This window comes from Flavobacterium sp., from assembly GCF_017985075.1.
In the GTDB taxonomy this organism is placed as follows: domain Bacteria; phylum Bacteroidota; class Bacteroidia; order Flavobacteriales; family Flavobacteriaceae; genus Flavobacterium.
In genome coordinates this window covers 58,025-84,658 of sequence record NZ_JAGNYF010000004.1, presented here as the reverse complement: position 1 = coordinate 84,658, position 26,634 = coordinate 58,025, and the positions used below count along the sequence as shown (strand labels likewise).

23 protein-coding genes and 1 tRNA gene are annotated in these 26,634 nt (G+C 33.5%); 8 read left to right on the top strand and 16 right to left on the bottom strand.

The window, feature by feature from the left end:
- Positions 1–90: 90 nt before the first annotated feature.
- Positions 91–750 carry a ribulose-phosphate 3-epimerase gene (rpe, locus tag KA468_RS02040; RefSeq protein ID WP_291241282.1) on the top strand — a complete coding sequence of 220 codons (660 nt, stop codon included), beginning with the start codon at positions 91–93 and terminating at the stop codon, positions 748–750.
- Between the two features lie 51 nt (positions 751–801).
- Here rpe and KA468_RS02035 read toward each other — a convergent pair whose 3' ends face one another.
- Positions 802–1,794 (bottom strand): substrate-binding domain-containing protein, encoded by a 993-nt coding sequence (locus KA468_RS02035; RefSeq protein WP_291241281.1) that lies wholly within the window; start codon positions 1,792–1,794, stop codon positions 802–804.
- A gap of 113 nt (positions 1,795–1,907) precedes the next feature.
- Here KA468_RS02035 and KA468_RS02030 point away from each other — a divergent pair, with 113 nt between their 5' ends.
- The 7 genes from KA468_RS02030 to KA468_RS02000 are packed head-to-tail and all read left to right on the top strand — an operon-like array spanning position 1,908 to position 11,392.
- The gene (locus tag KA468_RS02030) at positions 1,908–2,939 is read left to right on the top strand and encodes an aldose epimerase family protein (protein ID WP_291241280.1); all 1,032 of its coding nucleotides are present in this window, start codon (positions 1,908–1,910) and stop codon (positions 2,937–2,939) included.
- 3 nt (positions 2,940–2,942) lie between these two features.
- Complete coding sequence (locus KA468_RS02025; RefSeq protein WP_291241279.1) at positions 2,943–4,037, top strand: glycosyl hydrolase 53 family protein; 1,095 nt, start codon at positions 2,943–2,945, stop codon at positions 4,035–4,037.
- A gap of 1 nt (position 4,038) precedes the next feature.
- Positions 4,039–5,049 carry a glycosyl hydrolase 53 family protein gene (locus KA468_RS02020; RefSeq protein WP_291241278.1) on the top strand — a complete coding sequence of 337 codons (1,011 nt, stop codon included), beginning with the start codon at positions 4,039–4,041 and terminating at the stop codon, positions 5,047–5,049.
- Between the two features lie 4 nt (positions 5,050–5,053).
- Positions 5,054–7,480, top strand: a complete 2,427-nt coding sequence (gene galA, locus KA468_RS02015) for a beta-galactosidase GalA (protein WP_291241277.1) — start codon at positions 5,054–5,056, stop codon at positions 7,478–7,480.
- Positions 7,481–7,505: 25 nt separating this feature from the next.
- On the top strand, positions 7,506–8,675 hold the full coding sequence (galK, locus tag KA468_RS02010) for a galactokinase (protein ID WP_291241276.1): 1,170 nt from the start codon (positions 7,506–7,508) through the stop codon (positions 8,673–8,675).
- Positions 8,665–9,717, top strand: a complete 1,053-nt coding sequence (locus KA468_RS02005) for a UDP-glucose--hexose-1-phosphate uridylyltransferase (RefSeq protein ID WP_291241292.1) — start codon at positions 8,665–8,667, stop codon at positions 9,715–9,717. The genes galK and KA468_RS02005 overlap by 11 nt, the downstream gene beginning before the upstream one ends.
- Positions 9,718–9,721: 4 nt before the next feature.
- A complete protein-coding gene (locus KA468_RS02000) occupies positions 9,722–11,392 on the top strand; it encodes a sodium/sugar symporter (RefSeq protein WP_291241275.1) in 1,671 nt (556 codons plus the stop codon).
- Positions 11,393–11,506: 114 nt separating this feature from the next.
- Here the strand turns inward: KA468_RS02000 and KA468_RS01995 are convergent, their stop codons facing one another.
- From KA468_RS01995 to mraY, 15 genes are all read right to left on the bottom strand, one after another.
- Complete coding sequence (locus KA468_RS01995; RefSeq protein WP_291241274.1) at positions 11,507–11,755, bottom strand: type II toxin-antitoxin system ParD family antitoxin; 249 nt, start codon at positions 11,753–11,755, stop codon at positions 11,507–11,509.
- 437 nt (positions 11,756–12,192) lie between these two features.
- Positions 12,193–12,711 carry a hypothetical protein gene (locus KA468_RS01990; protein WP_291241273.1) on the bottom strand — a complete coding sequence of 173 codons (519 nt, stop codon included), beginning with the start codon at positions 12,709–12,711 and terminating at the stop codon, positions 12,193–12,195.
- Positions 12,712–12,835: 124 nt separating this feature from the next.
- Positions 12,836–13,231 (bottom strand): heavy metal-binding domain-containing protein, encoded by a 396-nt coding sequence (locus KA468_RS01985; RefSeq protein WP_291241272.1) that lies wholly within the window; start codon positions 13,229–13,231, stop codon positions 12,836–12,838.
- Between the two features lie 9 nt (positions 13,232–13,240).
- Positions 13,241–13,909: a hypothetical protein gene (locus KA468_RS01980; RefSeq protein ID WP_291241271.1), complete on the bottom strand. Its 669-nt coding sequence runs from the start codon at positions 13,907–13,909 to the stop codon at positions 13,241–13,243.
- A gap of 148 nt (positions 13,910–14,057) precedes the next feature.
- Entirely contained in the window at positions 14,058–14,477 is a 420-nt protein-coding gene (locus KA468_RS01975; RefSeq protein WP_291241270.1) for a hypothetical protein, read from the bottom strand.
- 806 nt (positions 14,478–15,283) lie between these two features.
- Positions 15,284–15,357 (bottom strand) — tRNA-Arg (locus KA468_RS01970).
- A 95-nt stretch (positions 15,358–15,452) separates the two neighbouring features.
- Positions 15,453–15,902, bottom strand: a complete 450-nt coding sequence (locus tag KA468_RS01965) for a GatB/YqeY domain-containing protein (protein ID WP_291241269.1) — start codon at positions 15,900–15,902, stop codon at positions 15,453–15,455.
- A gap of 109 nt (positions 15,903–16,011) precedes the next feature.
- Positions 16,012–18,054, bottom strand: coding sequence for a cell division protein FtsZ (gene ftsZ / locus KA468_RS01960; protein ID WP_291241268.1), 2,043 nt, complete (start codon positions 18,052–18,054; stop codon positions 16,012–16,014).
- A 43-nt stretch (positions 18,055–18,097) separates the two neighbouring features.
- Positions 18,098–19,474, bottom strand: coding sequence for a cell division protein FtsA (gene ftsA / locus KA468_RS01955; protein ID WP_291241291.1), 1,377 nt, complete (start codon positions 19,472–19,474; stop codon positions 18,098–18,100).
- A gap of 10 nt (positions 19,475–19,484) precedes the next feature.
- Complete coding sequence (locus KA468_RS01950; RefSeq protein ID WP_291241267.1) at positions 19,485–20,207, bottom strand: cell division protein FtsQ/DivIB; 723 nt, start codon at positions 20,205–20,207, stop codon at positions 19,485–19,487.
- Positions 20,194–21,543, bottom strand: a complete 1,350-nt coding sequence (murC, locus tag KA468_RS01945) for a UDP-N-acetylmuramate--L-alanine ligase (RefSeq protein ID WP_291241266.1) — start codon at positions 21,541–21,543, stop codon at positions 20,194–20,196. Before murC ends, KA468_RS01950 begins: the two co-directional genes overlap by 14 nt.
- Positions 21,544–21,570: 27 nt before the next feature.
- Positions 21,571–22,662, bottom strand: coding sequence for an undecaprenyldiphospho-muramoylpentapeptide beta-N-acetylglucosaminyltransferase (gene murG / locus KA468_RS01940; RefSeq protein WP_291241290.1), 1,092 nt, complete (start codon positions 22,660–22,662; stop codon positions 21,571–21,573).
- On the bottom strand, positions 22,659–24,041 hold the full coding sequence (locus KA468_RS01935) for an FtsW/RodA/SpoVE family cell cycle protein (RefSeq protein WP_291241265.1): 1,383 nt from the start codon (positions 24,039–24,041) through the stop codon (positions 22,659–22,661). The genes murG and KA468_RS01935 overlap by 4 nt, the downstream gene beginning before the upstream one ends.
- A gap of 31 nt (positions 24,042–24,072) precedes the next feature.
- On the bottom strand, positions 24,073–25,407 hold the full coding sequence (gene murD / locus KA468_RS01930) for a UDP-N-acetylmuramoyl-L-alanine--D-glutamate ligase (protein WP_291241264.1): 1,335 nt from the start codon (positions 25,405–25,407) through the stop codon (positions 24,073–24,075).
- A 1-nt stretch (position 25,408) separates the two neighbouring features.
- Positions 25,409–26,629 (bottom strand): phospho-N-acetylmuramoyl-pentapeptide-transferase, encoded by a 1,221-nt coding sequence (gene mraY / locus KA468_RS01925; protein WP_291241263.1) that lies wholly within the window; start codon positions 26,627–26,629, stop codon positions 25,409–25,411.
- Positions 26,630–26,634 lie beyond the last annotated feature (5 nt).

Here is a 26,634-nt window from a genome sequence, read left to right as displayed (position 1 = left end):
ACTCCGGCTTTAATCCGGAGTTTTTTTTAATTAAAAATTTTCAATATCAACTTGGAATTTTGAATGTTGAACAAAAAAACACAATTACAGATGAAAAACACACTTATCGCTCCTTCGGTTTTAGCAGCAGACTTTGCTAATTTACAACGCGACATTGAAATGATTAATACCAGTGAAGCCGATTGGTTTCATATTGATATTATGGATGGCGTTTTTGTTCCGAATATTTCTTTTGGAATGCCGGTTTTACAAGCTATTTCAAAACACGCTAACAAAACTATAGATGTACATTTAATGATAGTAGACCCTGACAGATACATAACTACTTTTGCTAAATTAGGCGCGAATGTATTGACAGTTCATTATGAAGCTTGTAATCATTTACACCGAACGCTTCAGGCAATTAAAGCAGAAGGTATGAAAGCTGGAGTTGCAATAAATCCTCATACAAGCGTAAAAGTTTTGGAAGACATCATTCAAGATATTGACTTAGTATGTATTATGAGTGTAAATCCAGGTTTTGGCGGACAAAGTTTCATTGAAAAAACATATGACAAAGTCAGCCAATTAAAAGAAATGATACAAAGATGTAAAGCCAACACCATTATAGAAATTGATGGTGGAGTAACCAATAAAAACGCAAAACAATTAGCCGATGCTGGCGCTGATGTTTTAGTAGCTGGAAGTTACGTTTTTGGCGCACAAGACCCAATCGCCACTATTGCCGATTTGAAACAAATTACGAAATAAAAAGTAATCCAATCATAAAAAAAATCCTTCCCAAAAAGAAGGATTTTTTGTTTATAGCGATTTTCTCAATATTAACTGACTTTCGTTTTCTATTTTTTCTTTCGTATTATTCAAAATCATTTCTGCTAAACGGATTCCCATTTCACTAAAATTAGTTGAAATAGTTGTAATGCCTTTAGCAACTACTTTTTTCAAAGGCGTATCGTTATAAGAAATCAACCCAATATCTTTTCCAATTGTTAATTTACTTAAGGCTGCATTTTCAATAATTGTTACTAAATCCCTATCATTTGGTAAAATATAAACATCGCCTTTTTGAAGGGAATCCACTTTAAATTCCGACTTAATTTCATACTCAAAATGATACGTAGTACAGAAACTTTCAAAGCCCAACACCATTCCAATGGGTTCCTTTTTTCCAGGAAAAATTAAAACCAATTTCTTATATTTTTTTAAACGTTTCAACCCTTTTTCTAAAGCAGTAAAAATATCCTTCACAAAATTCTGATACACCGCTGGATACTTTTTTAAATCGTCTCGAGTTTGATCTAAAATATACGTTTCATCCAAAGGTAATTTATTAATAATTTCAGTGGTATGTTCTAAATTAGAAGGCATAATAATGTATTTGGAATAATTACCAATACTGTCTTGTATCAATTTAGCAAACACGTCTCTATTAAAATGATGAAAAAAAATATCCACATTTGCCTTGTCATTAATCGCATCTATAAACGAATTATAAATTTCTTCCTTAAAAGCATTTAATTCGTCAAACAAAAGAAAGATGCGCTGTTCGGATTTAAAATCTACACTCTTAATAAAATATCCTTTTCCTAAAATAGCATAAATAACGCCTCGTTTTTTTAATTCGTTATACGCTAACAATACCGTGTCTCTTGATAAATTATGCCTTAAGCAAATCTTATTAATGGAAGGTAGTTTCTCGTTTTTTACCAATTTATGCAACAAAATTGCCTTTTCTATTGAAAAAATAATTTGCTTATATTTCGGAATTGAAGAAGTTGTATCTATAGTTATCATAAAAACAAATGTATGAAACTGGTAGTTAAAAAACAACAAACTGGTAGGTACCGGTATGATATTATTTATAAAAAATATAAATTTGAATAGTAATCAAAATACCTTTAATAATATTGTCAAGTAGTCAAAAAGAAAATCAAAATATAACTTCATTCGGATGTACTTCGAATGGGAAAGAATCATTTTGCTATACATTACGAAATTCAAATGGTGTAGAAATAGCAATCATTGACTATGGTGCTACCATTCAATCTATAAAAATACCCGTTTCACCAACAAAAAAAGTAGATATTGTGTTGGGTTTTGATGCTGTTTCTGGTTATGAAAAATCATTTTCGCTTTCGGGTGTTCCCTTTATTGGTGCAGTGGTGGGAAGGTATGCCGGGAGAATAAAAAATGCAACTTTCAAAGTAAATGATGAGGTTTTTCAACTTAATAAAAATTTAGACGCGCATCATTTACACGGAGGAAAATCAAACTTTAGCAACAACTTTTGGAACGTTTTTTCATTTTCAAATAACAGCATCACTTTAGAATACATTTCAAAAGATTTGGAAGAAAATTATCCCGGAGAACTCACCACGCAAGTAACTTATTCCTTAAGTGAAACAGATACTCTAGCTATTGATTATACCGCAAAAACAACAAAAGATACCATAATAAATTTAACACAGCATTGCTATTTCAATTTAGACGGACACGAAAACGGAATTGAAACTCAAAAGCTACAAGTAGCAAGTTCAGAAATTTTAGAAACCGATGAAGAGAATGTTCCTACAGGAAAATTTTCAAATATTATTGATACTTCATTTGATTTTTTAACTTTCAAAAATTGCCCAACAAAAATTGATACTTCATTTGTAATTTCTGATAATTCTACGTCTGTTGCTACTTTAAAAAGTGCCACAAACAAAATACAAATGAAGGTTTTCACCAACCAACCTTCAGTTCATATTTATGTTGGTGGCGATTGCAATACTGAAGTAATAGGAAAAAATAATGTAAATTACCATCCTTTAAGTGGTATTTGCTTTGAAACGCAAAATTTTCCGGACGCTCCAAACCAAAGTCATTTTCCAAATGCGATTTTAAGAAAAGACGAAACCTACCATCAAAAAACTAGTTTTAAATTTGAAAAAATATAACCTATGAAAACTGTAATTAAATTTGTCTGTTTTATTCTTGCGCTATTTGTGCTTTCTTGTTCTTCAAATGATCCAGAAGTAACGCCTGCTCCTATTCCAAATATTCCAACTTCAGACGATTTTATTCGTGCTGCAGATATGTCGTATTTACCATTAATTGAAAGCGAAGGCACCATTTATAAGAAAAACGGAGTGGCAGAAAATGCTATCACTACTTTGAAAAATGCAGGTTGCAATACCATTAGGATCAGAGTTTGGAAAAATCCATCGACTACTAGTTCAAGCTTAGCGGAAGTTAAAGCTTTGGCTTTAAGAGTCAAACAAGCGGGAATGAAAGTTTGGTTAACTGTTCATTATTCTGATACTTGGGCAGATCCTGGCAATCAAACACCGCCATCGGATTGGGCGAGTTTATCATTTGCCAATTTAAAAACAGCCGTTAGCACTTATACTACGTTACTAATGACTGAAATTCAGCCAGACATTATCCAAATTGGAAATGAAATAAACAGCGGATTTCTTTGGCCGCAAGGGCATTTAATTAATAACGAATCGCAATGCTTACAACTTATTTCAGCAGCAAGTACTGCCATTAGAAATCAATCTGCAACAACAAAAATAATGATTCACTATGCAGGAATTGGAAGTGGCGCCACTTGGTTTTTTAATAAAATGAGTAGTATTAACTATGATTATATTGGTTTGTCTTATTATCCCGTTTGGCACGGTAAAATACTTTCAGATGTGAATGCTACCATTACTTCTTTAGGTGAAACACATAATAAAAAAGTTATTATAGCTGAAACTGCCTATCCGTTTACCTTGGGATATAACGATTATACAAATAATATTTTAGGATTGGCCAATCAATTAGTACCTACTTATCCTGCTACAAACCAAGGACAAAAGGAATTCCTTTTAGCTATAAAAAATCTTGTAAAGCAAAATTCAAGAGGATTAGGCTTTTGTTATTGGGGTGCCGAATGGGTAGCGTTTAGAGGTCCAACAGCTACTAATGGATCGTCTTGGGAAAATCAGGCGTTGTGGGATTTTAACAACAATGCACTTCCTGTGATGGATGCGTTTAGTCAAAACTAAGATGAAAAATTCACTTATATTATTTCTGGTTTCGCTAGTTTTTACTTCTTGTACAAGCACCAAAAACGCTTTTGTAAAAGGAGCTGATATTGGTTGGTTACCTCAAATGGAAGCCACAGGTTATACCTTTTATGACCAAGACGGAACAGAAAAAGAATGCTTACAATTACTGAAAGACAGAGGTATGAACTCAGTACGATTACGCGTTTGGGTAAACCCAAATACCGATAAAGCCAGCGGACATTGTAGCAAAGAAGAAACGGTTGCGATGGCATTACGAGCTCAGAAAATGGGAATGCGTGTAATGATAAACTTCCATTATTCAGATTCTTGGGCAGATCCTGCCAAACAATACAAACCAAAAGCTTGGGAAACACATTCGTTTCCAGAATTATTAAATGACGTTTACAACCATACATATGAGGTGATTTCAGCTTTAAAAGCCGCTGGCGTAACTCCAGAATGGGTACAAATAGGAAATGAAATTCCTGGCGGAATGCTTTGGCCAGAAGGCAGTACCAATAATTGGAAACAATTAGGTCAATTGTTAAACAAAGGATACGATGCTACAAAAGCAGTAGATAAAAATATAAAAGTAATTGTTCACGTTGATGAAGGCAATAACAACACTAAATTCAGAACTTTTTTTGATAATGCTACGTCACAAAACGTAAAATATGATATTATTGGTTTGTCGTATTATCCGTTTTGGATAAAAAAAGATTATACTGAAACCATTGCCGACTTAGAATTCAACCTAAACGATATGGTAAAAAGATATAATAAAGACGTGATGATAGTTGAAGTTGGCGGCGAAGATGATAAAGTTCAAAATACCTACGAATTATTAAAAGCTACAATAGAAGCCGTAAAAAAAGTACCCAATAATAGAGGTTTAGGCGTTATGTATTGGGAACCACAAGGCGCCAAATCGTGGAGTGGTTATAGCTTAAGCGCTTGGCAAAACGATGGAAAGCCCTCACCCGCTTTAGATGCTTTTAAAGAAAATTAAAACTATGAAAAACACATTAGTACTATTGAAAAACAAATCCGTTTTAATTATTTTGCTTCTTTTTGCGATTACAAACGTAATGGCGCAAGAAAAAATAAGTTTAGATGAAGATTGGAAATTTCATTTCGGTCACGCAGCAAATGCAGAAAAAGATTTCGACTATAGTAAAACCGCTTTACTTCACAAATCGAATGTTTATGCAACCACAATTGTACATCCAAAATTTGTAGATAGTACGTGGCAAAAAATCAATGTACCCCACGATTGGTTAGTGGAACTTCCGTTTGTAAAATCAGAACAGGTTGAAATGGATAGTCACGGCTACAAACCCGTTGGAGGTACCTATCCCGAAACAAGTATTGGTTGGTATCGCAAACATTTTTTGGTAGACAAATCAAATAGCAACAAACGTTTCGAAATACAGTTTGATGGCATTTACAGAAATGCCGAAATTTGGTTAAATGGTTTTTACGTAGGAACTAATTTTAGTGGCTATGTAGGCAATTCCTATGACGTATCCGATTATATTAATTTTGAAGGTGATAATGTACTCGTAATTCGTGTGGATGCTACACAATACGAAGGTTGGTTTTATGAAGGTGCTGGAATATACAGACACGTTTGGTTACACATAACAGACAAAATATTTATTCCAGAAGATGGCGTGTTTGTGTATGCGGATGTAAAAGATAAAAAAGCAACGGTTACGGTTGAAACAACGGTACAAAACAATCTTTTGAACCAAGCAAATGCTACAGTTTATTCTTATATTACCAATAGAAAAGGAACTGTTTTAGCCAAAACCGCTACTCAAAAAATCAAGTTAGACAGTCGAAAAGACCAAACCATCAAACAACAGGTAGCCATAAAAAATCCAGAACTTTGGTCGCTAGAAAATCCATATTTATACCGAGTTGTTTCTGTTTTACAATCTGAAAATAAAATCGTTCATCAAACCAAAACCCGTTTCGGAATTAAAACCGTAAAATTTGATGCCAAAGAAGGGTTTTTCTTAAATGGTAAACCCCTTAAAATTCAAGGAACTAACAACCATCAAGACCACGCGGGTATTGGAAGTGCCCTACCCGATTATATGCAATATTACCGCATAAAATTATTAAAAGAAATGGGTTGCAATGCATACAGAGCAAGTCATAACGCGCCAACTCCAGAACTTTTAGAAGCGTGTGATAGTTTAGGAATGTTAGTACTAGACGAACAACGTTTATTAAACAGCAGTCCAGAATATATCGATCAGTTTACACGTATTTTAAAGCGAGACAGAAACCATCCTTCAGTGTTTTTATGGTCTATTGGAAATGAAGAACAAAACATACAAGGCAATGAATACGGCAAAAAAATTGCACAAACGCTATTGGCCATTCAAAAAGATATCGACCCAACACGAACCAGCACGTATGCTGCCGATATGGGAAATGATTTTAAAGGCGTAAACGAAGTAATTCCTATTCGAGGATTTAATTACAGAGAATATGCTGTAGCCGATTATCATAAAGACCATCCCAATCAACCGCTTTTGGGTACCGAAATGGGAAGTACCGTAACCACAAGGGGTATTTATGAAAAAGATGAAACTAGAGCCTACGTTCCAGATCAAGATATTACGCATCCTTGGTGGGCGAGCAAAGCTGAAACGTGGTGGAAATTGGCTGCAGAAAACAACTACTGGTTGGGTGGATTTATTTGGACAGGTTTTGATTATCGCGGAGAACCTACCCCTTATAAATGGCCTAATATCAACTCGCATTTTGGAATTATGGATGTGTGTGGCTTTCCAAAAAACATTTATTATTACTATAAAAGTTGGTGGACGAATGAAGATGTGTTACACCTTTCCCCACATTGGAATTGGCCTGATAAAGTGGGCAAGCCTATTGATGTTTGGGTAAATTCAAATGCAGATGAAGTAGAACTTTTTTTAAATGAAAAAAGTTTAGGTAAAAAAACAATGGAAAGAAACAGTCATTTACAATGGAATGTATTGTACGAACCTGGAACTTTAGAAGCTATTGCTTATAAAAAAGGTAAAAAAATTACTGCAAAAATTGAAACAACAGGACAAGCGACAACTGTGGTACTCACTCCAGATAAAACTATTTTAATGGCTGATGGAAAAGATGCGACTGTTGTAAATATTTCAATTACAGACGAAAAAGGAAGAGAAGTGCCAACGGCGAATAACCAACTTGCATTTACCATTTCTGAAAACGCAAAAATAATTGGTGTAGGAAATGGCGACCCAAGTAGCCACGAAGCAGATACGTGTAAAGAGGGCAACTGGCAAAGAAGTGCGTTTAACGGAAAATGCCAAGTAATTATTCAAGCGGGTAAAAATGTGGGTGACATAACACTAGAAGCCAAATCAAACGGATTGAAATCTGGCGCAGTGCTTTTACAATTAAAAAAATAAAATACTGAAACAAATTCAGCATAAAATGAAGAAGAAACTCATTCAAAATACCAAAGACCATTTTGAAAAATTATTTCAAAAACCTGCGAAACATATCTTTCTTTCACCAGGAAGAATTAATATCATTGGCGAACACGTAGACTATAACGACGGTTATGTACTTCCGGCTGCCATTAACAAATACATTTGTTTTGCCATTTCTGAAAATAAAAATTCAGAATGTGTGCTTGTAGCTAAAGATTTGAATGATGTATATACATTTGACATAAACGACCCTTTACAACCCATTGATAAAATGTGGGCAAATTATATTTTAGGAGTACTGCATCAGTTAAAAGAAAGAGGTTTAAAACTAAAGGGCTTTACCCTTGTGTTTAGCAGTACCATTCCTATGGGTGCTGGCTTATCTTCTTCTGCAGCCTTAGAATGTGGTGTGGCTTACGCAATGAATAACCTGTTTCAACTTCAGTTGTCTAAAGAGGAAATGGCGAAAATAGGACAAAAAGCAGAACATACTTTTGCGGGTGTCAATTGCGGCATTATGGATCAATTTGCATCTGTATTTGGTAAAAAAAATAAGGTTATAAAATTAGATTGCACCACGTTAGCGTACGAATATCATCCCGCTAATTTTAACGAATACCAGTTGGTTTTGTTTGATAGTTGTGTGAAACATACCCATTTAACTTCGGGGTATAACGACAGACGAAATGAAGTAGAACAAGGATTAGCCATCATAAAAGCGAATTATCCTGAAGTAACTTCGTTTAGAAATTGTACCGAAGCAATGGTGGTGGCATTGAAAGATACGTTAGGCGAAATCATATTCAACAGGTGTTTATTTGTGGTACAAGAAATAGAACGTGTACCCTTAGCCATCGCTGCTTTATCAAAAGGAAACATAAATCAATTGGGCGAATTAATGACAAAAACCCATTATGGCTTATCGGAATTGTACGAAGTAAGTTGCCCCGAAATGGACTTTTTAGTTACCGAAGCACTCGGTGAAGCTGAGGTGGTTGGCGCACGAATGATGGGTGGTGGTTTTGGTGGCTGTACCATAAATGTAGTGAAAAAAGAAACGGCGAACAACGTAATTCAGAAGCTTACAAAAGCCTATAAAATAAAATACAACATCGATTTAAAAGCATATAAAATAAAAATTGCCAAAGGCACCAGCACGTATGGAATTTAACATTAACGAACATCCGCACAGAAGATTCAATCCGTTACTAAACGAATGGATTTTGGTCTCACCACATCGGGCAAAACGACCTTGGCAAGGGCAAAACGAAACGCCATCTACGGAAAACAGTGTAGCGCACGACGAAAATTGTTATTTGTGTGCTGGAAATACTCGATCTAATGGCGAACAAAATCCGAAGTATGACGCGTGTTATGTTTTTGATAATGATTTTCCTGCCCTATTGGAAGATGACATTACTTTTGAATCGAAATTGAATCCTTTATTTCAAATAAAACCAGAAAAAGGAATCAACAGGGTCATTTGTTTTTCACCCAAACACAACATTACGTTAGCCGAAATGGATGTGAAGGAAATTGAAAACGTAATACACACTTGGAAAGAAGAATATGCTACTTTGGGCAGTAAAGACTTTATTAATTACGTGCAAATATTTGAAAACAAAGGCAGTGTAATGGGTTGTAGCAATCCCCATCCGCACGGACAGATTTGGGCACAATCGTCGCTACCTACTCAAGTAGAAAAAACACAAAAAAGTTTGCAAGCCTATTTTGAAAAAAACAATACTAGTTTACTGGAAGATTATATAAAACAAGAATTAGTAGCACAAGAACGCATAGTCATTGAAAACGAACATTTTGTGGTTTTGGTGCCGTTTTGGGCTACTTGGCCTTTTGAAACTTTGCTAGTTAGCAAACGTCATTTTGGAAGTTTGTTAGGATTAACTACTAAAGAATCTGAAGCATTAGCCGAAGCTATACAAGGCATTACGGTAAAATACGACAATTTATTTGAAACGTCTTTTCCATATTCGGCAGGCATACACCAAGCGCCAACAGACCGAATTCCGCATCCCGAATGGCATTTACATATGCATTTTTATCCGCCGTTATTGCGCAGCGCGTCGGTGAAAAAGTTTATGGTAGGCTACGAAATGTTAGGCGAAGCACAACGCGATATTTCTCCTGAAAAAAGTGCCGAAATGTTACGTAATTTACCAAATACACATTATAAATTAACTCACAAAAATTAAAACTATGCAAACATTAGCCAACTTAGATTACTTAGTTTTCTTTATTTATTTTATCATCATTGTAGGATACGGACTTTGGGTATATCGCAAAAAAAAGAAAGCCGAAGCCAGTAGTAACGATTATTTTTTAGCTGAAGGTTCGTTAACGTGGTGGGCTATTGGTGCCTCGTTAATTGCCAGTAACATTAGTGCCGAACAATTTATTGGTATGAGTGGGAGTGGTTTTAAAATGGGATTGGCCATTGCCACATACGAATGGATGGCGGCGGCAACCTTAATTATTGTAGCGGTATTTTTTATGCCGGTATACCTAAAAAACAAAATATTCACGATGCCGCAATATCTGGAAAAAAGATACAACAGCAATGTAGCTATGATTATGGCGGTGTTTTGGTTATTACTCTATGTATTGGTTAATTTAACCTCTATTTTATATTTAGGCGCGTTAGCCATTAGCAGTATTTCTGGTTTAAACCTTACTTTTTGTATGGTAGGTTTGGCCTTTTTTGCGTTAATGATTACGCTTGGCGGAATGAAAGTAATTGGATATACCGATGTTATTCAGGTGTTCTTTTTAATTTTAGGGGGCTTGGTTACTACTTATTTGGCCTTAAACTTGGTTGCTGAATCGTTTGGAACTACTGGAGTATTAAACGGGTTTCAGTTAATGACGGAAAAAGCCAATGATCATTTTCATATGATTTTTGAGAAATCGAATCCAAATTATATGGATTTACCGGGGCTTTCAGTGTTAATTGGCGGGATGTTAATTATCAATTTAAATTACTGGGGTTGCAACCAATACATTACGCAACGCGCTTTAGGTGCCGATTTACAAACTGCTCGTTCTGGAATTTTATTTGCTGCTTTTTTGAAAATACTAATGCCTATTATTGTGGTATTACCCGGAATTGCCGCGTATGTATTATACCAAAATGGGGGCTTTCAAACAGAAATGTTACACGATGGCAGTGTGAACCCGGACCGTGCCTACCCTGTTTTGCTTAACTTATTGCCAGTGGGCTTAAAAGGATTGTCTTTTGCAGCATTAACAGCCGCTATTGTGGCATCGTTAGCAGGAAAAGCAAATAGTATAGCTACCATTTTTACGTTAGATGTGTATAAAAACAAAATTAATACAGAAGCTACCGACAAAAAACTGATTTCGATAGGAAAAATAACCATTGCCATTGCTTTATTTGTAGCCGTGTTGGTAGCGCCATTTTTAGGCATAGATAAAAAAGGCGGATTCCAGTACATACAAGAATATACCGGATTTGTGAGTCCTGGTGTGTTTGCGATGTTTATATTGGGTTTCTTTTGGAAAAAAACAACTTCTAACGCGGCTTTATTTGCTATTATTGGTGGATTTATACTTTCTATCTTGTTTAAATTTATGCCTGGTGTTGTAGACCTTTCTTTTTTAAACGGTGTAGGGTTTTCAGTACCGAATGCAGAAGGCATTTACGAAATACCATTTGTAGACCGTATGGGCTTTGTGTTTCTAATTTGCCTTATTGTAATGTATTTTATAAGTAGGTACGAAACCAAAAACGGCGTAGTAACCAACGGATTAGAAATAGAAAAATCGATGTTTAAAATGTCGCCTGGTTTTACTGTTGGCGCACTTATAATTACCGGAATTTTAGTAGCGCTATACACGGTTTTCTGGTAACAGCTACTTCTTATACAAATAAAAACCTTTGCTGATAATTGGCAAAGGTTTTTTTATTTTGTAGCCACGCGAAAGGATTCGAGCGGGAGCTGGGTATCTTGTTTTAAAATAACATTAGCCATTTTTTCTTTTTGCGGCTTTAAGTTGTTTTAAATTCTCTTCAAAGTCAAAATTTTCAACTCTTGGACTATCCAACCCTTTTTGAATTGCATTTTTCAAAGCAGTAGTTTTACTTTCTTCATCTTCTAAAAGTCGAAGTCCTGCACGAATCACTTCACTTACATTTTTATAGCGTCCTTCTATTACTTGACTGCTCACAAATTGGTCAAAATAATTTCCGAGTGATATTGATGTGTTTTTCATTTTTTAAAACTTTTATCAAAGTTACCAAAAATTGGTAAATGTGCAAATTTTTAGATTTATTTTTAGATTTGATTGTTCTTTTGCCTTTGTGTGGCTCAAAGTCGGGAGACTTTGCGCAGCGGGTTTTTTTTATATTAATAGCCACGCGAAAGGATTCGCGCGGGAGCGGGGTTTTAACTGCTACGCGAAAGGATTAACTTCGCTGAAATATTTTTCTCAAGTGAGCTTATGTGGCTTAAGCGGTATATTTAAAGGATATTAATAAAATAAAAAGCTTGTGAAAACACAAGCTGTATATTAAAAAATTAATACTTTTTTCCTGAAAGGCTTAGCCTAAAATGATGTCATTTTTCATAATAATTATTTTTAGTTTATTAACTTATAAATAAAGATAAACAAATTTAATACCAAAAATTGAAATAAACAAATAATATTTACTAATTCACTGTTAAATCGTTACCCGATAAAAATCTTTTTTCTGTTATACAATCCTTACTTAAAAAATCTTTAATAAAAACTTTATTAAATCCAGAGAGAGAATGCTTTGCAATAATTGAAAGCCTAATAAATGAACTCGGATCACTCCACATTTGCTCAATATCATCAGTCGTTCGAATCCTAACTGCGTGCAAATTATGAGGGTCATTCGTAGAATTACAAGGCATATAGGATATAAAATTATCTTTTAGTTTAATATCTTTTCCTTGTAAATTTCCTCCATTATAATCTCCTATTGGTTTATAAAATGTTAACTCTATATGAATATCAAAAATTTCAGAATCTGTCATATTAACAAATTTTATTAAATAACTATTTTCTCCATTTACAATCTGGTTTGAAATGTGTTCAGAAATAGCAACAATGGGTTTCTTTTTACTTAGAAAAAATTTCAAGAAAAAATAAGATGCTGCAATACCAGTAGCAACACCAATTATTATATTTAATAGAAAATCCATATTTTCATTTTTTACATTATTTGTTAATTATTTGTTGTTGTACTGTTTAATTTGTTTTTATTTTCAACTTAACACGCGAAAGGATTCGCGCGGGAGCGGGGGGCAGCGGTGGCTGGTTATAATTTCACTCTACAGTTTTAACTACTGTACCATACATTTGAAAGTAAAAATATGCAAAACCGTTTGTGTCAAGGTCAATATCTTGACGCATATTGATTATAGCATTACCACCTAGCATACGAGCTCGTTCTTTCATCTCCTCAACGGCAACAAAAAATGCTTTTTCAAAATCATTTTGCCCTACAGACCATTCTCCCCAAAGAAAACCCCAGTCAGCTCGTTCTCCTGAAATAGAACCTGATTTTTTCTGATCGTCAATTTGAGCTTTGTATTTTTTTACTAGTGTTCCCAAAGCACTACCAAACATACCCTTATTTGAAACTTGAAAAAACACAGGACCAATTATTTCATAATTAGTTTTTAAATCTCCTGTAGTAACAGTAACGTCAATTTTATTCATAGTATTAGTTTATTTTGTTTTAGATGCAGTAGTGAAATTTTTGTTTTCGCTATTATAGAATTCAAGGTCACCACTTAAATTTAGTATAAAGTATTCCCCATTAAATCCACCTTCTTTATAGAAATACTTAACTCCATTTTGAACTTTGAGGTCTGTTAACTCTTCTTTAGAAGTTTGACCATTTTTAAATGTTGTTTTTAAAAATGTTCTATTTTCTTTAATGTAGATAATGTAATTAGAAGAAGTATATTGCTCTTCTATCCATTTACCAATTACTTCACCGTCAATTTGTTCGCTTGAAATTTTGTTTGAATTTTCATCCTCTTTTGAAGTTGAACCAATTATTTGTATATCTAATTCTGGGTCAAAATGGCTCGTTGCCCAAGTACTTGAGCCATTCTTCATTCCCGAAAGTATATAGAAAATGTAAAACCGTCGCTGATTGTTTTTTGATTTAAGAAGTTCTTCGGCAAGTGTAGCTATTTGCCCCTCTGTCAATTTTTGATTGATTTCAAGTGTTAATTGATTTTTTTCAAGAGCATCACTACTTTTGTCTTCAATTATGTTGTAAGAAAAATTGTCGGGTAAAGGCTCTTTTTGATACTTGCCGATTTTTCCGCCATCGCAAGAAACTAAAAGAAAAAGTGTTGTAAAGATTGTAAAGATTAAATTTTTCATTTTTCTATTTTTTAAATTATTTTTTCTGAGTTTTATCTGATAAAATTACCTCCAACGTTCTTAAACTTTGAGTGTGAATAATTTTATAATGTTAAATTTTGTTTTGTGTAGCTCAAAGTCAGGAGACTTTGCGCAGCGGTTTAATTAATTAAAGATTTTCTGTAACACTAATTAAATTATAGTTTTTGTCACTAACAACTTTTGAACTACCTATAATTAAAGCATTAAATTTGTTTTTCGCTCTGTATTCTATTTTGAATTCTATTTGATTTTCTGGCAATTTTAATTTTTCTGTCGCCTTCAAATAGCTATTCTGCTTTAATATTTCTTCTTTATTATTTGCTTTCTCTGCTTTTTTAAGTTGATTTTTAATGTCTGCAATTCTTTGCTTTATGACTTCTCCACCAAAATTATCTTCTTGAAAACTAATAAATTCATAACTTGAAGGATTGTTGAGTCTTGAAATGACTTCTTTTTCGGCATCTTCTTGTAACTTTTCAATCGGTTTTTTTGGTTCGCAACTAATTATTACAAATAAGGTAAATACAATTAGGATAATTCTCTTCATAGTGAAATTTTTATTTATTTATTATTACTTTTTTTCAGATTTTTAAAAATTATTTATTTTTTTATGGATACTAATTTTAGGTTTTCCACATTTCAGTTATATGTTTTATAAAAGTCGATTTTAGAAGTTCAGCGGTAAACTGACGGCTAACTCATTTATATGCGAAATAAAACTTAGTATATACACCCATTTGGGTAGCTATGCGAAATTTTATTTTGCTTTTTATTAAAATCAAAAATAAGTAATCAATTTCAATATTATTTGTAGAATTATTCCTACAAAACAGGTAAAGGGTTTTGGGTTATATATATTTTTTTTTGAAGCACTTTTATTTATTATGAACTTCAATTTTACAGCGGATTGTGGATAACCTAAAATTTCACGTTCCAAACGTAAAAATTTAGGTTGTATAACGTAAAATTTTAGGTTCTGAACGTAAAAATTGGGGTTGCATAATGTGAAATTTTAGGTTCAGAACGTAAAAATCGGGGTTGCATAACGTAAAATTTTAGGTTCTAAACGTAAAAATTTAGGTTGTATAACGTGAAATTTCAGGTTCTAAACGTGAAAATTGGGGTTTCGTGTTGAGTGAAGGGTGTTGGGTGAAGGGAAAAAGTAGAAAGTCTGAAAGTCGAAAGTTTGAAAATTAAAAGATTTACATTTTTGCAACAGCGTGACAATTAATTATTAGAGAATGTTTTATGTGTTGCCTTCGATAAGGTGTGATGTGTTGCCTTCGAGAACCTCAGGCAACACGTATACACATAAAAAAAACCTTTGCCAATTATTTTGACAAAGGTTTTATGTGACCTCGGCAGGGTTCGAACCTGCAACCAACGGAGCCGAAATCCGTCATTCTATCCAGTTGAACTACGAAGCCTTTTTTTTAGAGTATAGAAAAAAGAGTATAGAAAATAGAAGTGTACTACTTAATCTGATGTCTATTTTCTTTTCTCTATATTCTATTTTCTATTTTTAAACCAATAATTTCTTAACAATTGTAGAAATGGTTTTTCCTTCTGCTTGTCCGCCAATTTGTGTTGCGGCTAAGCCCATAACTTTTCCCATTGCTGCAATACCTGATGCGCCGGTTTCTGCAATTATTTTAGCAACAATTGCTTCTACTTCTGCTTCTGATAATTGTGCAGGTAAAAACTTTTCGATAACTGCAATTTGCGCCAATTCTGGTTCGGCTAAATCGGCACGGTTTTGTGCTGTAAAAATTTCGTAACTGTCTTTACGCATTTTTACTAATTTTTGTAAAATTTTAATTTCGTCTGCTTCCGTAATTTCTTCTTTAGAACCTGAAGCCGTTTGCGCTAATAATATTTCTGATTTAATAGCACGTAATGCTTCAAGAGCCACTGTATCTTTGGCTCTCATCGCTTCTTTCATACTATCCATAATTTGTGTAGCTAAGCTCATATATTTTGAATTTAATTGTTTTGTGTAATTGTTATGCGAAAGTAATAAAAAATCCCGACTCGTTACTAACTTGTCGGGATTTAATAGTATTTGGTTTGTTTCTTTTTGATTAATCTACATTGTCATGTAAAAAAGAATTGTTTGAACGCAATTGCATGTCGTCATTACTATCCATTCCTAAAGACATACGCGATGGCGGGTTTTGGTTTGGCATACTCGTAACGTCTAATCCTAAACGACGAAAAGCAGGTTCCTTTTCTAAATCGTCAATACGATTTGGATTGTTAAACTTATGATTGAAGTTTTTCAATTTGCTTTTACGTTCTTCTGCTCTTGATTTTAATATTTCTTCAATTGTCATTTCCACTGGTGAAACGCCATCAAAGTTAAAATTAGGATCGAAACTAATTGGTGCTGCAACTGGCTCTGATTGTTTGATTGTGAAATTAATTTCTTCATCAATTGGCTCTGCTGCTACTTGAACTGCTGCTGCAGGTTCAAACGTTTCTTCAATTTCTTCTTCTAATGTATATTTTATTATTCCTTCTACTCCAAGTTCGGTAACTGGATAAAACTGAACGGCTTCGTTTACTTTGATGTCTTTTGTTTCTTCGCTTAATTCGAATACCACTGTGTTTTGTGTAGTTTCTGCTTTGGTATCAAACAAATCTAAAGAAAAGTTGAAATCATCCATACCTACAACAAATTCAGGATCTATCACTTCAATTTCTCTTACTGAGTTTGAAATGATTTCAAATTCTTGTACCGGTTGAACGGTTTCTACAACAGGTTGTGCTACTGGAGCTGCTGTATTGTATACAGGCGCCGCCACAACTGGTGTTTGAAATTCTGCAGATACATTTTCAAAAAATACATCTAAATTTTTAATATAGTCTGTTGTTGGAATTAAATCTGAAACAGGAGCTGTAACAACTTGTGGTTGTTCTACTTCAAAATCATTTAAATCAAAAACAATTTTAGTTACTGGTTCAGCTGGCGTTTCGATAGGTGCTGCGGCTTCAACAGTTTCAACTTTTGCGAAAGGCTCCTCAAAAGAAATAGTTGGAGTTGCCACCGCATTTGGTGTTAAATTATGTTCTACTTTTTGCTCCCCATCTAAAGAATGAATAATCTTTTTTGGTTCTGCATTTACGATTTCTATTTGTTGTTCGATATTAAATCCTGTAGCAATAACGGTTACCGAAATAGAATCGCCTAACTTTTCATCTTCACCAATTCCCATGATGATGTTTGCGTTATGCCCTGCTTCGGATTGAATGTATTCGTTAATTTCACTAATTTCATCAATAGTAATTTCATCAGAGCCAAATGTGATAAGCAACAACACATTTTTAGCACCTGTAATTTTATTATCGTTTAATAATGGAGAATCTAATGCAGATTGAATCGCAATTCTTGCTCTATCCGCACCTGAAGCAACATAAGATCCCATTATGGCTGTTCCGCTATCACTTAAAACTGTTTTAGCATCTTTTAAATCAATATTCATGGTTAAGTGATTGGTAATCACTTCTGCAATACCTTTTGAAGCTGTAGCTAACACTTCATCGGCTTTAGAGAAACCTGCTTTAAAACCAAGATTTCCGTATACTTCTCTTAATTTGTTATTATTGATAACAATTAATGAATCTACTTGTTTTCTTAATCTTTCCACACCTTCCATAGCTTGGTCGTAGCGATTTTTACCTTCAAACTGAAAAGGAATAGTAATAATTCCTACGGTTAAAATCCCTCTTTCTTTTGCCAATTGAGCAATTACTGGCGCAGCACCTGTACCGGTACCACCACCCATACCAGCTGTAATAAATACCATTTTAGTATTTACATCAAGCATTTTCTCAATTTCTTCAATGCTTTCTAATGCGGCTTGTTGACCGATTTCTGGCTTTGCTCCTGCCCCTAAACCTTCTGTTAGGTTTACACCTAATTGAATTTTGTTAGGCACTGGGCTTGTTTGAAGGGCTTGTGAGTCGGTATTACACACCACGAAATCAACGCCAATGATTCCTTGTCTGAACATGTGGTTAATGGCATTACTACCACCGCCACCTACTCCAATTACTTTAATTACGTTTGATTGATTTTTTGGTAAATCAAAAGTAAAGTTTCCAAATTCGTTGTTGCTTTCCATATATTTGGCTTTGTTTTTTTTGTGTTATTTGCTACTAATAACCTTATTCTACATTATCTAAAAACTCTTTAATTTTCCCTAAAAGGTTATTAAAGTCGTATTTCTTTTTTCTTTCTGTTGGTTCTTTTTCAACCGTTGTTGACGTAGTTTCTTCCGCTACTACTTCATTTGCTACACTTTCCTCAACCACTGGTGCTTGTGGAGTTACTACAACTGGTTCAGGGATTTTCATCTCTACAAACGGAGTTGCACTATTGGTTTGGTTACGTAAACTTTCCATAACTAAACCTACTGATGTAGCGTATAATGGACTCGATAATTCTTCGCTTGAATTTCCTGCCAAATGCTCGTTTGGATATCCTATTCTGGTGTCCATTCCTGTAATGTATTCTACTAATTGTTTAATATGTTGTAGTTGCGAACCACCACCTGTTAACACAATCCCTGCAATTAATTTTTTCTTCGGCTCGTCGTGTCCGTATAATTTTATTTCAGCGTATACTTGTTCAATAATTTCCACTACTCTGGCGTGAATAATTTTTGACAAGTTTTTTAATGAAATTTCTTTTGGTTCACGACCTCTTAATCCAGGAATAGAAACAATTTCGTTATCTTTATTTTCTCCTGGCCAAGCCGATCCGAAACGTGTTTTTAATAATTCAGCTTGTTTTTCGATAATAGAACAGCCTTCTTTAATGTCTTCTGTAATCACATTTCCTCCGAAAGGAATTACAGCAGTATGACGAATTACACCATTTTTGAAAACGGCTAAATCTGTTGTACCACCACCTATATCGATAAGTGCTACACCGGCTTCTTTTTCTTCTTCACTTAAAACGGCATCAGCTGAAGCTAAAGGTTCTAAAGTTAATCCTGTTAATTCTAAACCTGCGTTTTTAACACAACGTCCTAAATTTCTGATAGAAGCGGCTTGTCCTACTACAATATGAAAACTTGATTCAACTCTTGCCCCATACATTCCAACAGGTTCTAAAATTTCTGATTGGCCATCAATTTTAAATTCTTGAGGTAAAGCGTGAATAATTTCTTCACCAGGAAGCATTGATAAATTTTGAACTTGACATGTTAATTGTTCAATATCATATTCTCCAATTACTTCTTCTGGATTTTTTCTACTGATATAATCGGTATGTTGTATACTACGTATGTGTTGTCCTGCGATACCAACTACTACATCATTAATTCGATATCCCGAATTATTTTCTGCTTCTGAAATAGCTGCCTGAATAGATTGAATGGTTTGCGTAATGTTATTGACTACACCTCTGTGCACCCCTAAACTTTTAGATTTCCCTACCCCAAGGATTTCCAGCTTACCGTACTCATTTTTCTTGCCGATCATTGCTACAATCTTTGTTGTACCAATGTCTAAACCTACTGCAATACTTTCTTTGTTCATCATCTATTCATTATTTTGAACACACTACCTGTTGTGTGAAAATTAAATTTATTGATTTGTACTTTTCAATTATCGAATCTTTCGATGCGAATTGATAAAACGCTTTGTAATTTTTAAACTTTTTATCAATTAAAATTGGCTTTCCAAAATTTATATCGTAATCATGTTCTCTTGTTAGCATGTTCATGCTTCCGTTTTCCTGAATCGTGATTGCTATGATATGTTTTTTTAAAAATTCATCTTTTTCAATGGTCTTAAAAGTTTCTATGAAACCTTTTTTAAATTCGCCTTCAATATTTCCTTGAACAATAGGAACTCTTGATGAAAAATTATTCGACAATTGAAAAATACTACCATTTTTATCAACATATAAAACACGATTATTATTAACAACTCTTGCGACTGGGGACTTCTGCAAAACTTTAGTTATTAACATACCGTCTTCTGAAATAAATACTTCAGCATTTTCGATAAATGATTGCTTTTTTAGGGCACTTTCCAAATCTTTCAAATCTACTTTATCTTTTTGAATTGAGGAAGTCCCTCCCAAATTTTGTATTAACAAGTTATTAACCATTTCATTTGTTAAAAACATTTTGTTATTACCCTGAAACTCAACTTGTATTTTAGCAATTTTCTTGTTTTGGCTTCTGCTTTTTGTGAAAGAAAACAGAAAAATCAACACAAAAAGCATCAATACTAACCGAATATTTTGCCAATTAATTTTTTTCATTTAGTACTTTTTTTATGTCCTTTACCATTTCACCAATATCTCCTGCACCAATTGAAATATATACATCTGCATCGGAATTTTTAAAGTATGTTAATAACTTTTCTTTGGTTACTAACTGTTTATTTTTGTTAGTGATTTTTTCTAATAACCAACTTGAATTTACACCTTCAATAGGCAGTTCTCTTGCTGGATAAATTTCCAATAACAATATTTCGTCAAACTGCGACAAACTTTCTGCAAAACCATCAACAAAATCTTTTGTTCTACTAAACAAATGAGGTTGAAAACAAGCAATTATTTTTTTGTTTGGATACAATTCTCTAACCGCTTGATGCACTGCATTTATTTCGGTAGGATGATGTGCATAATCATCAATATAAACTAATTTTTCGTTTCTTATTTGAAATGAAAAACGACGTCTTACACCTTGAAATGTAGCTAATGCATTACTTATTTTGTCATTTGAAATACCGTACGATTTTGCCATAGCAAAAGCCAATAAAGCATTTGTTAAATTGTGATGACCTGGTAAGCCAAATTTTATATTTTCAATTAATTCCGTAGCGGTTTTTACATCAAAAACATAAAAACCATTTTCAATTCTTATGTTTTGAGCAACGTAATCCGCGCCTACATTTACAGCAATTGTATTTCCTTCTAAAGGCAAACCTTTAATAATAAATAAATTTTCTGAAGGTACTTTTTGTGCAAATTCTTTAAATGAAGCTTCAATAGCTGCCACATCACCATAAATATCTAAATGATCCGCATCCATTGAAGTAATGCAAGACAAATTTGGATGTAAATGTAAAAACGAACGATCAAATTCGTCAGCTTCAACAACTGTAACTGTTTTTCCTGTACCGATTAAATTAGAATCGTAACCTTCAACAATTCCGCCTAAAAAAGCAGTAACATCTACACCACTTTCATACAAAATATGTCCTAAAATACTTGATGTTGTTGTTTTTCCGTGCGTACCTGCCACTGCAAAACAAAACGTATCTTTTGTAATAATGCCTAAAACTTCTGCTCGTTTTTTTACCGTAAATCCATTGTCTAAAAAGAAGTTCCATTCGGTATGATTTTTCGGAACTGCTGGCGTAATAACCACTAATGTATTTTCTGTATTTTTAAAACGTTCTGCAATTAAATTTATATTGTCTTCAAAATGAATTTGTATACCATTTTCTTGTAACTCGGAAGTTAATTGGGTTTCTGTTTTATCATAACCTGCCACATTTTTTCCAAGGAATTGAAAATAACGCGCCAAAGCACTCATTCCGATACCACCGATACCAATAAAATAGACGTTATGTATTTGATTTAAATTCATTTTATTATTGCTGTTGCACTTGTTTTACTATTTAATTAATTTTTTTATTTCTTCAACTATCGCTTTCGTGGCATTGGGTAATGCTAATCTTTTAATATTTTGTTCTAAGCTTTGTAATTTTCCTTTATCTTTAATTACTGCTTCGAAAACAATTTTAAATTCGTCATCTAGATTTGATTCTTTAATTAAAATGGCGGCACCTCTTTCTACAATTGCTTTAGCATTTTTAGTTTGATGGTCTTCTGATACATTAGGCGATGGAATAAAAATGGTTGGCTTTCCAACAATACACAACTCGGAAACTGAAGAAGCCCCAGAACGAGAAATTACCACATCAGCCGCTGCATATACCAAATCCATTCTATCAATAAAAGCCGTTACTTGCACGTTTTCTTTTTCGTTATATTTTGAATATTCGTTTAAATAATGCTTTCCGCATTGCCAAATAATTTGAAAATCTAATTGTAATAAAAAATCAAGTTCTTTTTCAATTAGTTGATTTATTCTTCTTGCACCTAAACTTCCACCTAAAATTAGAAGTGTTTTTTTAGAGGCATCTAATTTAAAATGAGCAATTGCTTCTTCTTTTTTACTGGCCACTTCCATTAGATCCTGACGAACAGGATTTCCAGTAAAATGTAATTTTTCTTTTGGAAAAAAACGTTCTAAGTTTTCGTATGCCACACAAATAGAATTGGCTTTTTTGGCTAATAATTTATTGGTAATTCCTGGATATGAATTTTGCTCTTGAATAACAGTAGGAATACCTAACATTGAAGCAACTTTTAAAACAGCACCACTTGCAAAGCCTCCAGTTCCTATAACCACATCTGGTTTAAATCTTTTTAAAATAAAAAACGATTTAAGTAAACTTGAAGCTAATTTTATTGGAAACATTGCGTTTTGAACTGTGATTTTACGTTGCAATCCAGCAATCCAAAGTCCTTCAATTTTATAACCTGCTTGCGGTACTTTTTGCATTTCCATTTTATCTTTCGCGCCTACAAACAAAAACGTAGCATCTGGAAATTGCGCTTTTAATTCGTTTGCAATAGCAACTGCTGGATAAATGTGTCCACCAGTTCCTCCGCCGCTAATGATAAATTTATTTGCCATTATTTTTTGTTTATTACTGCATTCATTGGATTTTGTCCGTTCACCAAACTGTCGCCTTGTTCTGTTTCGTTATCTTGTTTTAAAGATTCACGAATAGAATACTTCATATCATTTATTTTATGCTCGTCTTCCGAAAGGTTTTCCACATCATTTTCAGCATTCATAACTACTACTTCTCTTTCGATTAAACGTTGTAAAGCGGCTTCTTTATCTTGAAAATCTTTTAAATCAGCGGCAATTTCATCTTCTCTTTTAGTAACACTTAATATTATCCCTAAAGACAAACACGTCATCCAAATAGAAGTTCCTCCACTACTAATTAATGGCAATGGCTGTCCTGTAACTGGTAATAATTCAACCGCTACACCCATATTAATTAATGCCTGAATTATAATTGGAAAACCAAGTCCGATGATTAATAATTTCCCAAACAAATTGGTTGTTTTATTGGCTCGTATTAAAAATCTAAAAAACAACAGCATATAAAAAAACACTAAAACATATCCGCCAATTAAACCGTATTCTTCAATAATAATGGCGAAAATAAAATCGGAAGATGATTGAGGTAAAAAATTCTTTTGAATACTTTTTCCAGGTCCTACGCCATTTATTTTCCCGACTGCAATGGCTATTTTAGCATTTTCAATTTGGTATTTATCTTCATCTGGTTTATCTGAAGTGAAATTTTCAATTCTACTCACCCAAGTATTTACACGACTAAAGGTTTTGTGTTTTGGAAAAGCTTGTGCCAATAGGAAAAAAAGCGCTAATAATGCCACACCTGAAGCTAATACAATTCCTAAATATTTTAATGGATATTGACCAATGTATAACAACATAAAAACCATTGCAAACATTAAGGCTGCCGTAGAAAAATTTGATGGTAAAATAAATATTAATACCGCTCCAACTGGTATCCATATTTGAATAACTGAATCTTTAAACGTGTATTTGGTTTCGTTAATTTTTGTTAGCGTTCGAGCTACATATACCATTAAGATTGCAAAGGCAAGCGTTGAAGGTTGAAACGAAAAATTAACAAATGGAATTTCCAACCATCGACTTGCATTCGCACCACCAATGGTTTTTCCTTGTAATAATGTAAAAAGTAACGCTGGAATAATAATCCAAATAGCAAAAATGGAATATTTTTTAAACTTTTCGAAATGTAATTTATGTATAAAAAATACAATACCTAACCCTATTATTACGTGTGTACAATGTTTTAGTAAAAGGATTAATGTAGAACCTTTTCCATTACCAACTGTATATACTAAGTTTGTACTCGCGCTATATACGGGTAAAAAAGACACCAAAGCCAGTAATACAATTACAGCCCAAATGGTTTTATCTCCTTTAAGTTGGTTTATGATTTTGTTCATTTTAATTTGTTGCTTTGATTAAAAAAATCAATTATAAATTTTGTACCGCTTGTTTGAATTTACGTCCTCTGTCTTCGTAATTTTCAAATAAATCGAAACTTGCACAAGCAGGAGAAAGTAGCACCGTATCACCTTTTTCTGCCATTTTGTTTGCAATTTTTACTGCTTCAGACATAGAAGTTGTTTCTACAAACATTTCAACCAATCCTTCAAACTTATCGGCTAACTTTTTATTGTCAACTCCTAAGCAAATGATGCCTTTTACTTTTTCACGTACCAATGCCATTAACTCGTCGTAATCATTCCCTTTATCAACACCTCCAACAATCCAAACTGTTGGTGTAATCATACTATCTAAGGCAAAAAAGGTAGCGTTTACATTCGTAGCTTTCGAATCATTAATGTATTGCACATTATTAATTTTTAACACTTTTTCCAATCTGTGTTCTGCACCCTGAAAACTGGTTAAACTTTCTCTAATAGTTGCTTTTCTAATATTCATTAATTGTGCAACCGTTGTTGCAGCCATAGCGTTTTTTACGTTATGTTTTCCTTCTAAAGCAAGTTGATGAATTGGCATAGTAAATTGGTCTTCGTTTAGGTTGATACTTATTTCGTTATTCTCTGTTATGCTTCCGCCTTTAGTTAATTGTTTTGAAATTGAAAAAGGCACTTTGTTTGCTTTTGTTTGATGTGAGGCAAACCAATTTGAAATGGCTTCGTCATCTTCATCATAAATTAAATAGTCTGTTTCTGTTTGATTCATTGTTATTCTGAACTTTGAATCGATATATAAATTATAATCGTAATTGTATCTGTCCAAATGATCTGGACTAATATTCAAAATAATCGCTATATCTGGCTTATAATTTAGTATTCCGTCTAATTGAAAACTACTTAATTCTAACACATAACAATCGTGTTTGTTTTCGGCAACTTGCCAAGCAAAACTTTTTCCAATATTTCCTGCTAAACCTACATTTAAACCGCCTTGTTTTAGGATGTGATAGGTTAGCAAGGTTGTGGTAGTTTTACCATTACTTCCAGTAATTCCGATTGTTTTTGCAGTAGTAAATGGCGCTGCAAATTCAATTTCCGAAATCACGGGAATATTTTTTTCAAGTAACTTTTTTACTATAGGCGCTTTATCTGGTATCCCAGGACTTTTCATTACTACATCGGCATTCAGAATTAAATCTTCTGTGTGCTTTTCGTCTTCCCAAGCAATTGCATTAATACTAAGAACTTCTTTATAATTTTCTTTTATTTTTCCAAAATCGGACACAAAAACATCGTATCCTTTTTTCTTTCCCAGAATAGCTGTTCCAACACCGCTTTCTCCGCCACCTAATACAACCAATCGCATATTATCTTAATTTTAAAGATACAAGTGAGAAAATTGCTAGAATTATAGCTACAATCCAAAAACGTGTTACGATTTTACTTTCGTGATAACCTTTTTTCTGATAATGATGATGTAAAGGCGACATTAAGAAAATACGACGACCTTCGCCAAATTTCTTTTTGGTATATTTGAAATAGGCTACTTGTAACACCACTGAAAAGTTTTCCGCTAAGAAAATTCCACATAAAACAGGAATCATTAATTCTTTACGAACTGCGATTGCAATTACTGCGATAATTCCCCCGATAGTCAAACTTCCTGTGTCGCCCATAAATACGGTTGCTGGATAGGTGTTGTACCATAAAAATCCAATAAGTGCTCCTACAAATGCGGCAATATATATGGTCATTTCACCCGAATTTGGGATGTACATAATATTTAAATAGTTAGAGAAAATAATATTTCCCGATACGAAGGTGAAAATACCTAAAACCAATACGGAAATGGCCGAAGTACCTGCCGCTAAACCATCGATTCCATCGGTTAAGTTAGCACCATTTGAAACCGCAGTAATGATGAAAATAACTACTGGAATAAAAATTAACCAAGCCCAATTTTGATAATCATCACCCATAAATGATAGTAATTCCGCATAATCAAACGTGTTATTTTTCATAAATGGAATAGTCGTTTCCATTGATTTCACTTCAGGTGAAGTAGTTTTAATTACTGTTTCTATTCCTTGCTTTCTTAAAACAACATCTTCTTTTATTGTTACGCTTGGATGAAAATATAAGGTAGCCCCTACTATGATTCCTAAACCAATCTGACCTATTACTTTAAACTTACCTTTTAAACCTTCTTTATCTTTTTTGAAAACTTTAATATAATCGTCTAAAAAACCAATACTTCCCATCCAAATAGTTGTCACCAAAAGCAAAATGATATAAATGTTATCTAATTTTGCCAATAGCAAAACCGGAACCAGCGTAGCTAAAATAATGATTAAACCACCCATAGTTGGCGTTCCTGCTTTTTGCACTTGCCCATCTAAACCTAACTCACGAACAGTTTCACCCACTTGTTTGTTTCGTAAATAGTTGATAATTCTTTTTCCATATATGGTAGAAATTAACAACGATAAAATAACCGCAATCCCAGAACGGAACGTGATATATTGAAACAAACCTGCACCTGGCAAATTGTAAGCTTCGTCTAAGTATTTAAAGATGTAGTATAACATAATTT

Excerpts from the sequence above, each read along its gene's own strand:
- KA468_RS02035 (WP_291241281.1), bottom strand. The coding sequence starts at position 1,794 with ATGATAACTATAGATACAACTTCTTCAATTCCGAAATATAAGCAAATT.
- galA (WP_291241277.1), top strand. The coding sequence starts at position 5,054 with ATGAAAAACACATTAGTACTATTGAAAAACAAATCCGTTTTAATTATT.
- KA468_RS02000 (WP_291241275.1), top strand. The coding sequence starts at position 9,722 with ATGCAAACATTAGCCAACTTAGATTACTTAGTTTTCTTTATTTATTTT.
- KA468_RS02020 (WP_291241278.1), top strand. The coding sequence starts at position 4,039 with ATGAAAAATTCACTTATATTATTTCTGGTTTCGCTAGTTTTTACTTCT.
- ftsA (WP_291241291.1), bottom strand. The coding sequence starts at position 19,474 with ATGAACAAAGAAAGTATTGCAGTAGGTTTAGACATTGGTACAACAAAG.
- galK (WP_291241276.1), top strand. The coding sequence starts at position 7,506 with ATGAAGAAGAAACTCATTCAAAATACCAAAGACCATTTTGAAAAATTA.
- rpe (WP_291241282.1), top strand. The coding sequence starts at position 91 with ATGAAAAACACACTTATCGCTCCTTCGGTTTTAGCAGCAGACTTTGCT.
- murD (WP_291241264.1), bottom strand. The coding sequence starts at position 25,407 with ATGCGATTGGTTGTATTAGGTGGCGGAGAAAGCGGTGTTGGAACAGCT.
- mraY (WP_291241263.1), bottom strand. The coding sequence starts at position 26,629 with ATGTTATACTACATCTTTAAATACTTAGACGAAGCTTACAATTTGCCA.
- KA468_RS01980 (WP_291241271.1), bottom strand. The coding sequence starts at position 13,909 with ATGAAAAATTTAATCTTTACAATCTTTACAACACTTTTTCTTTTAGTT.
- KA468_RS01975 (WP_291241270.1), bottom strand. The coding sequence starts at position 14,477 with ATGAAGAGAATTATCCTAATTGTATTTACCTTATTTGTAATAATTAGT.
- KA468_RS02005 (WP_291241292.1), top strand. The coding sequence starts at position 8,665 with ATGGAATTTAACATTAACGAACATCCGCACAGAAGATTCAATCCGTTA.
- ftsZ (WP_291241268.1), bottom strand. The coding sequence starts at position 18,054 with ATGGAAAGCAACAACGAATTTGGAAACTTTACTTTTGATTTACCAAAA.
- KA468_RS01990 (WP_291241273.1), bottom strand. The coding sequence starts at position 12,711 with ATGGATTTTCTATTAAATATAATAATTGGTGTTGCTACTGGTATTGCA.
- KA468_RS01965 (WP_291241269.1), bottom strand. The coding sequence starts at position 15,902 with ATGAGCTTAGCTACACAAATTATGGATAGTATGAAAGAAGCGATGAGA.
- KA468_RS01985 (WP_291241272.1), bottom strand. The coding sequence starts at position 13,231 with ATGAATAAAATTGACGTTACTGTTACTACAGGAGATTTAAAAACTAAT.
- KA468_RS02025 (WP_291241279.1), top strand. The coding sequence starts at position 2,943 with ATGAAAACTGTAATTAAATTTGTCTGTTTTATTCTTGCGCTATTTGTG.
- KA468_RS01935 (WP_291241265.1), bottom strand. The coding sequence starts at position 24,041 with ATGAACAAAATCATAAACCAACTTAAAGGAGATAAAACCATTTGGGCT.
- KA468_RS01995 (WP_291241274.1), bottom strand. The coding sequence starts at position 11,755 with ATGAAAAACACATCAATATCACTCGGAAATTATTTTGACCAATTTGTG.
- KA468_RS01950 (WP_291241267.1), bottom strand. The coding sequence starts at position 20,207 with ATGAAAAAAATTAATTGGCAAAATATTCGGTTAGTATTGATGCTTTTT.
- murC (WP_291241266.1), bottom strand. The coding sequence starts at position 21,543 with ATGAATTTAAATCAAATACATAACGTCTATTTTATTGGTATCGGTGGT.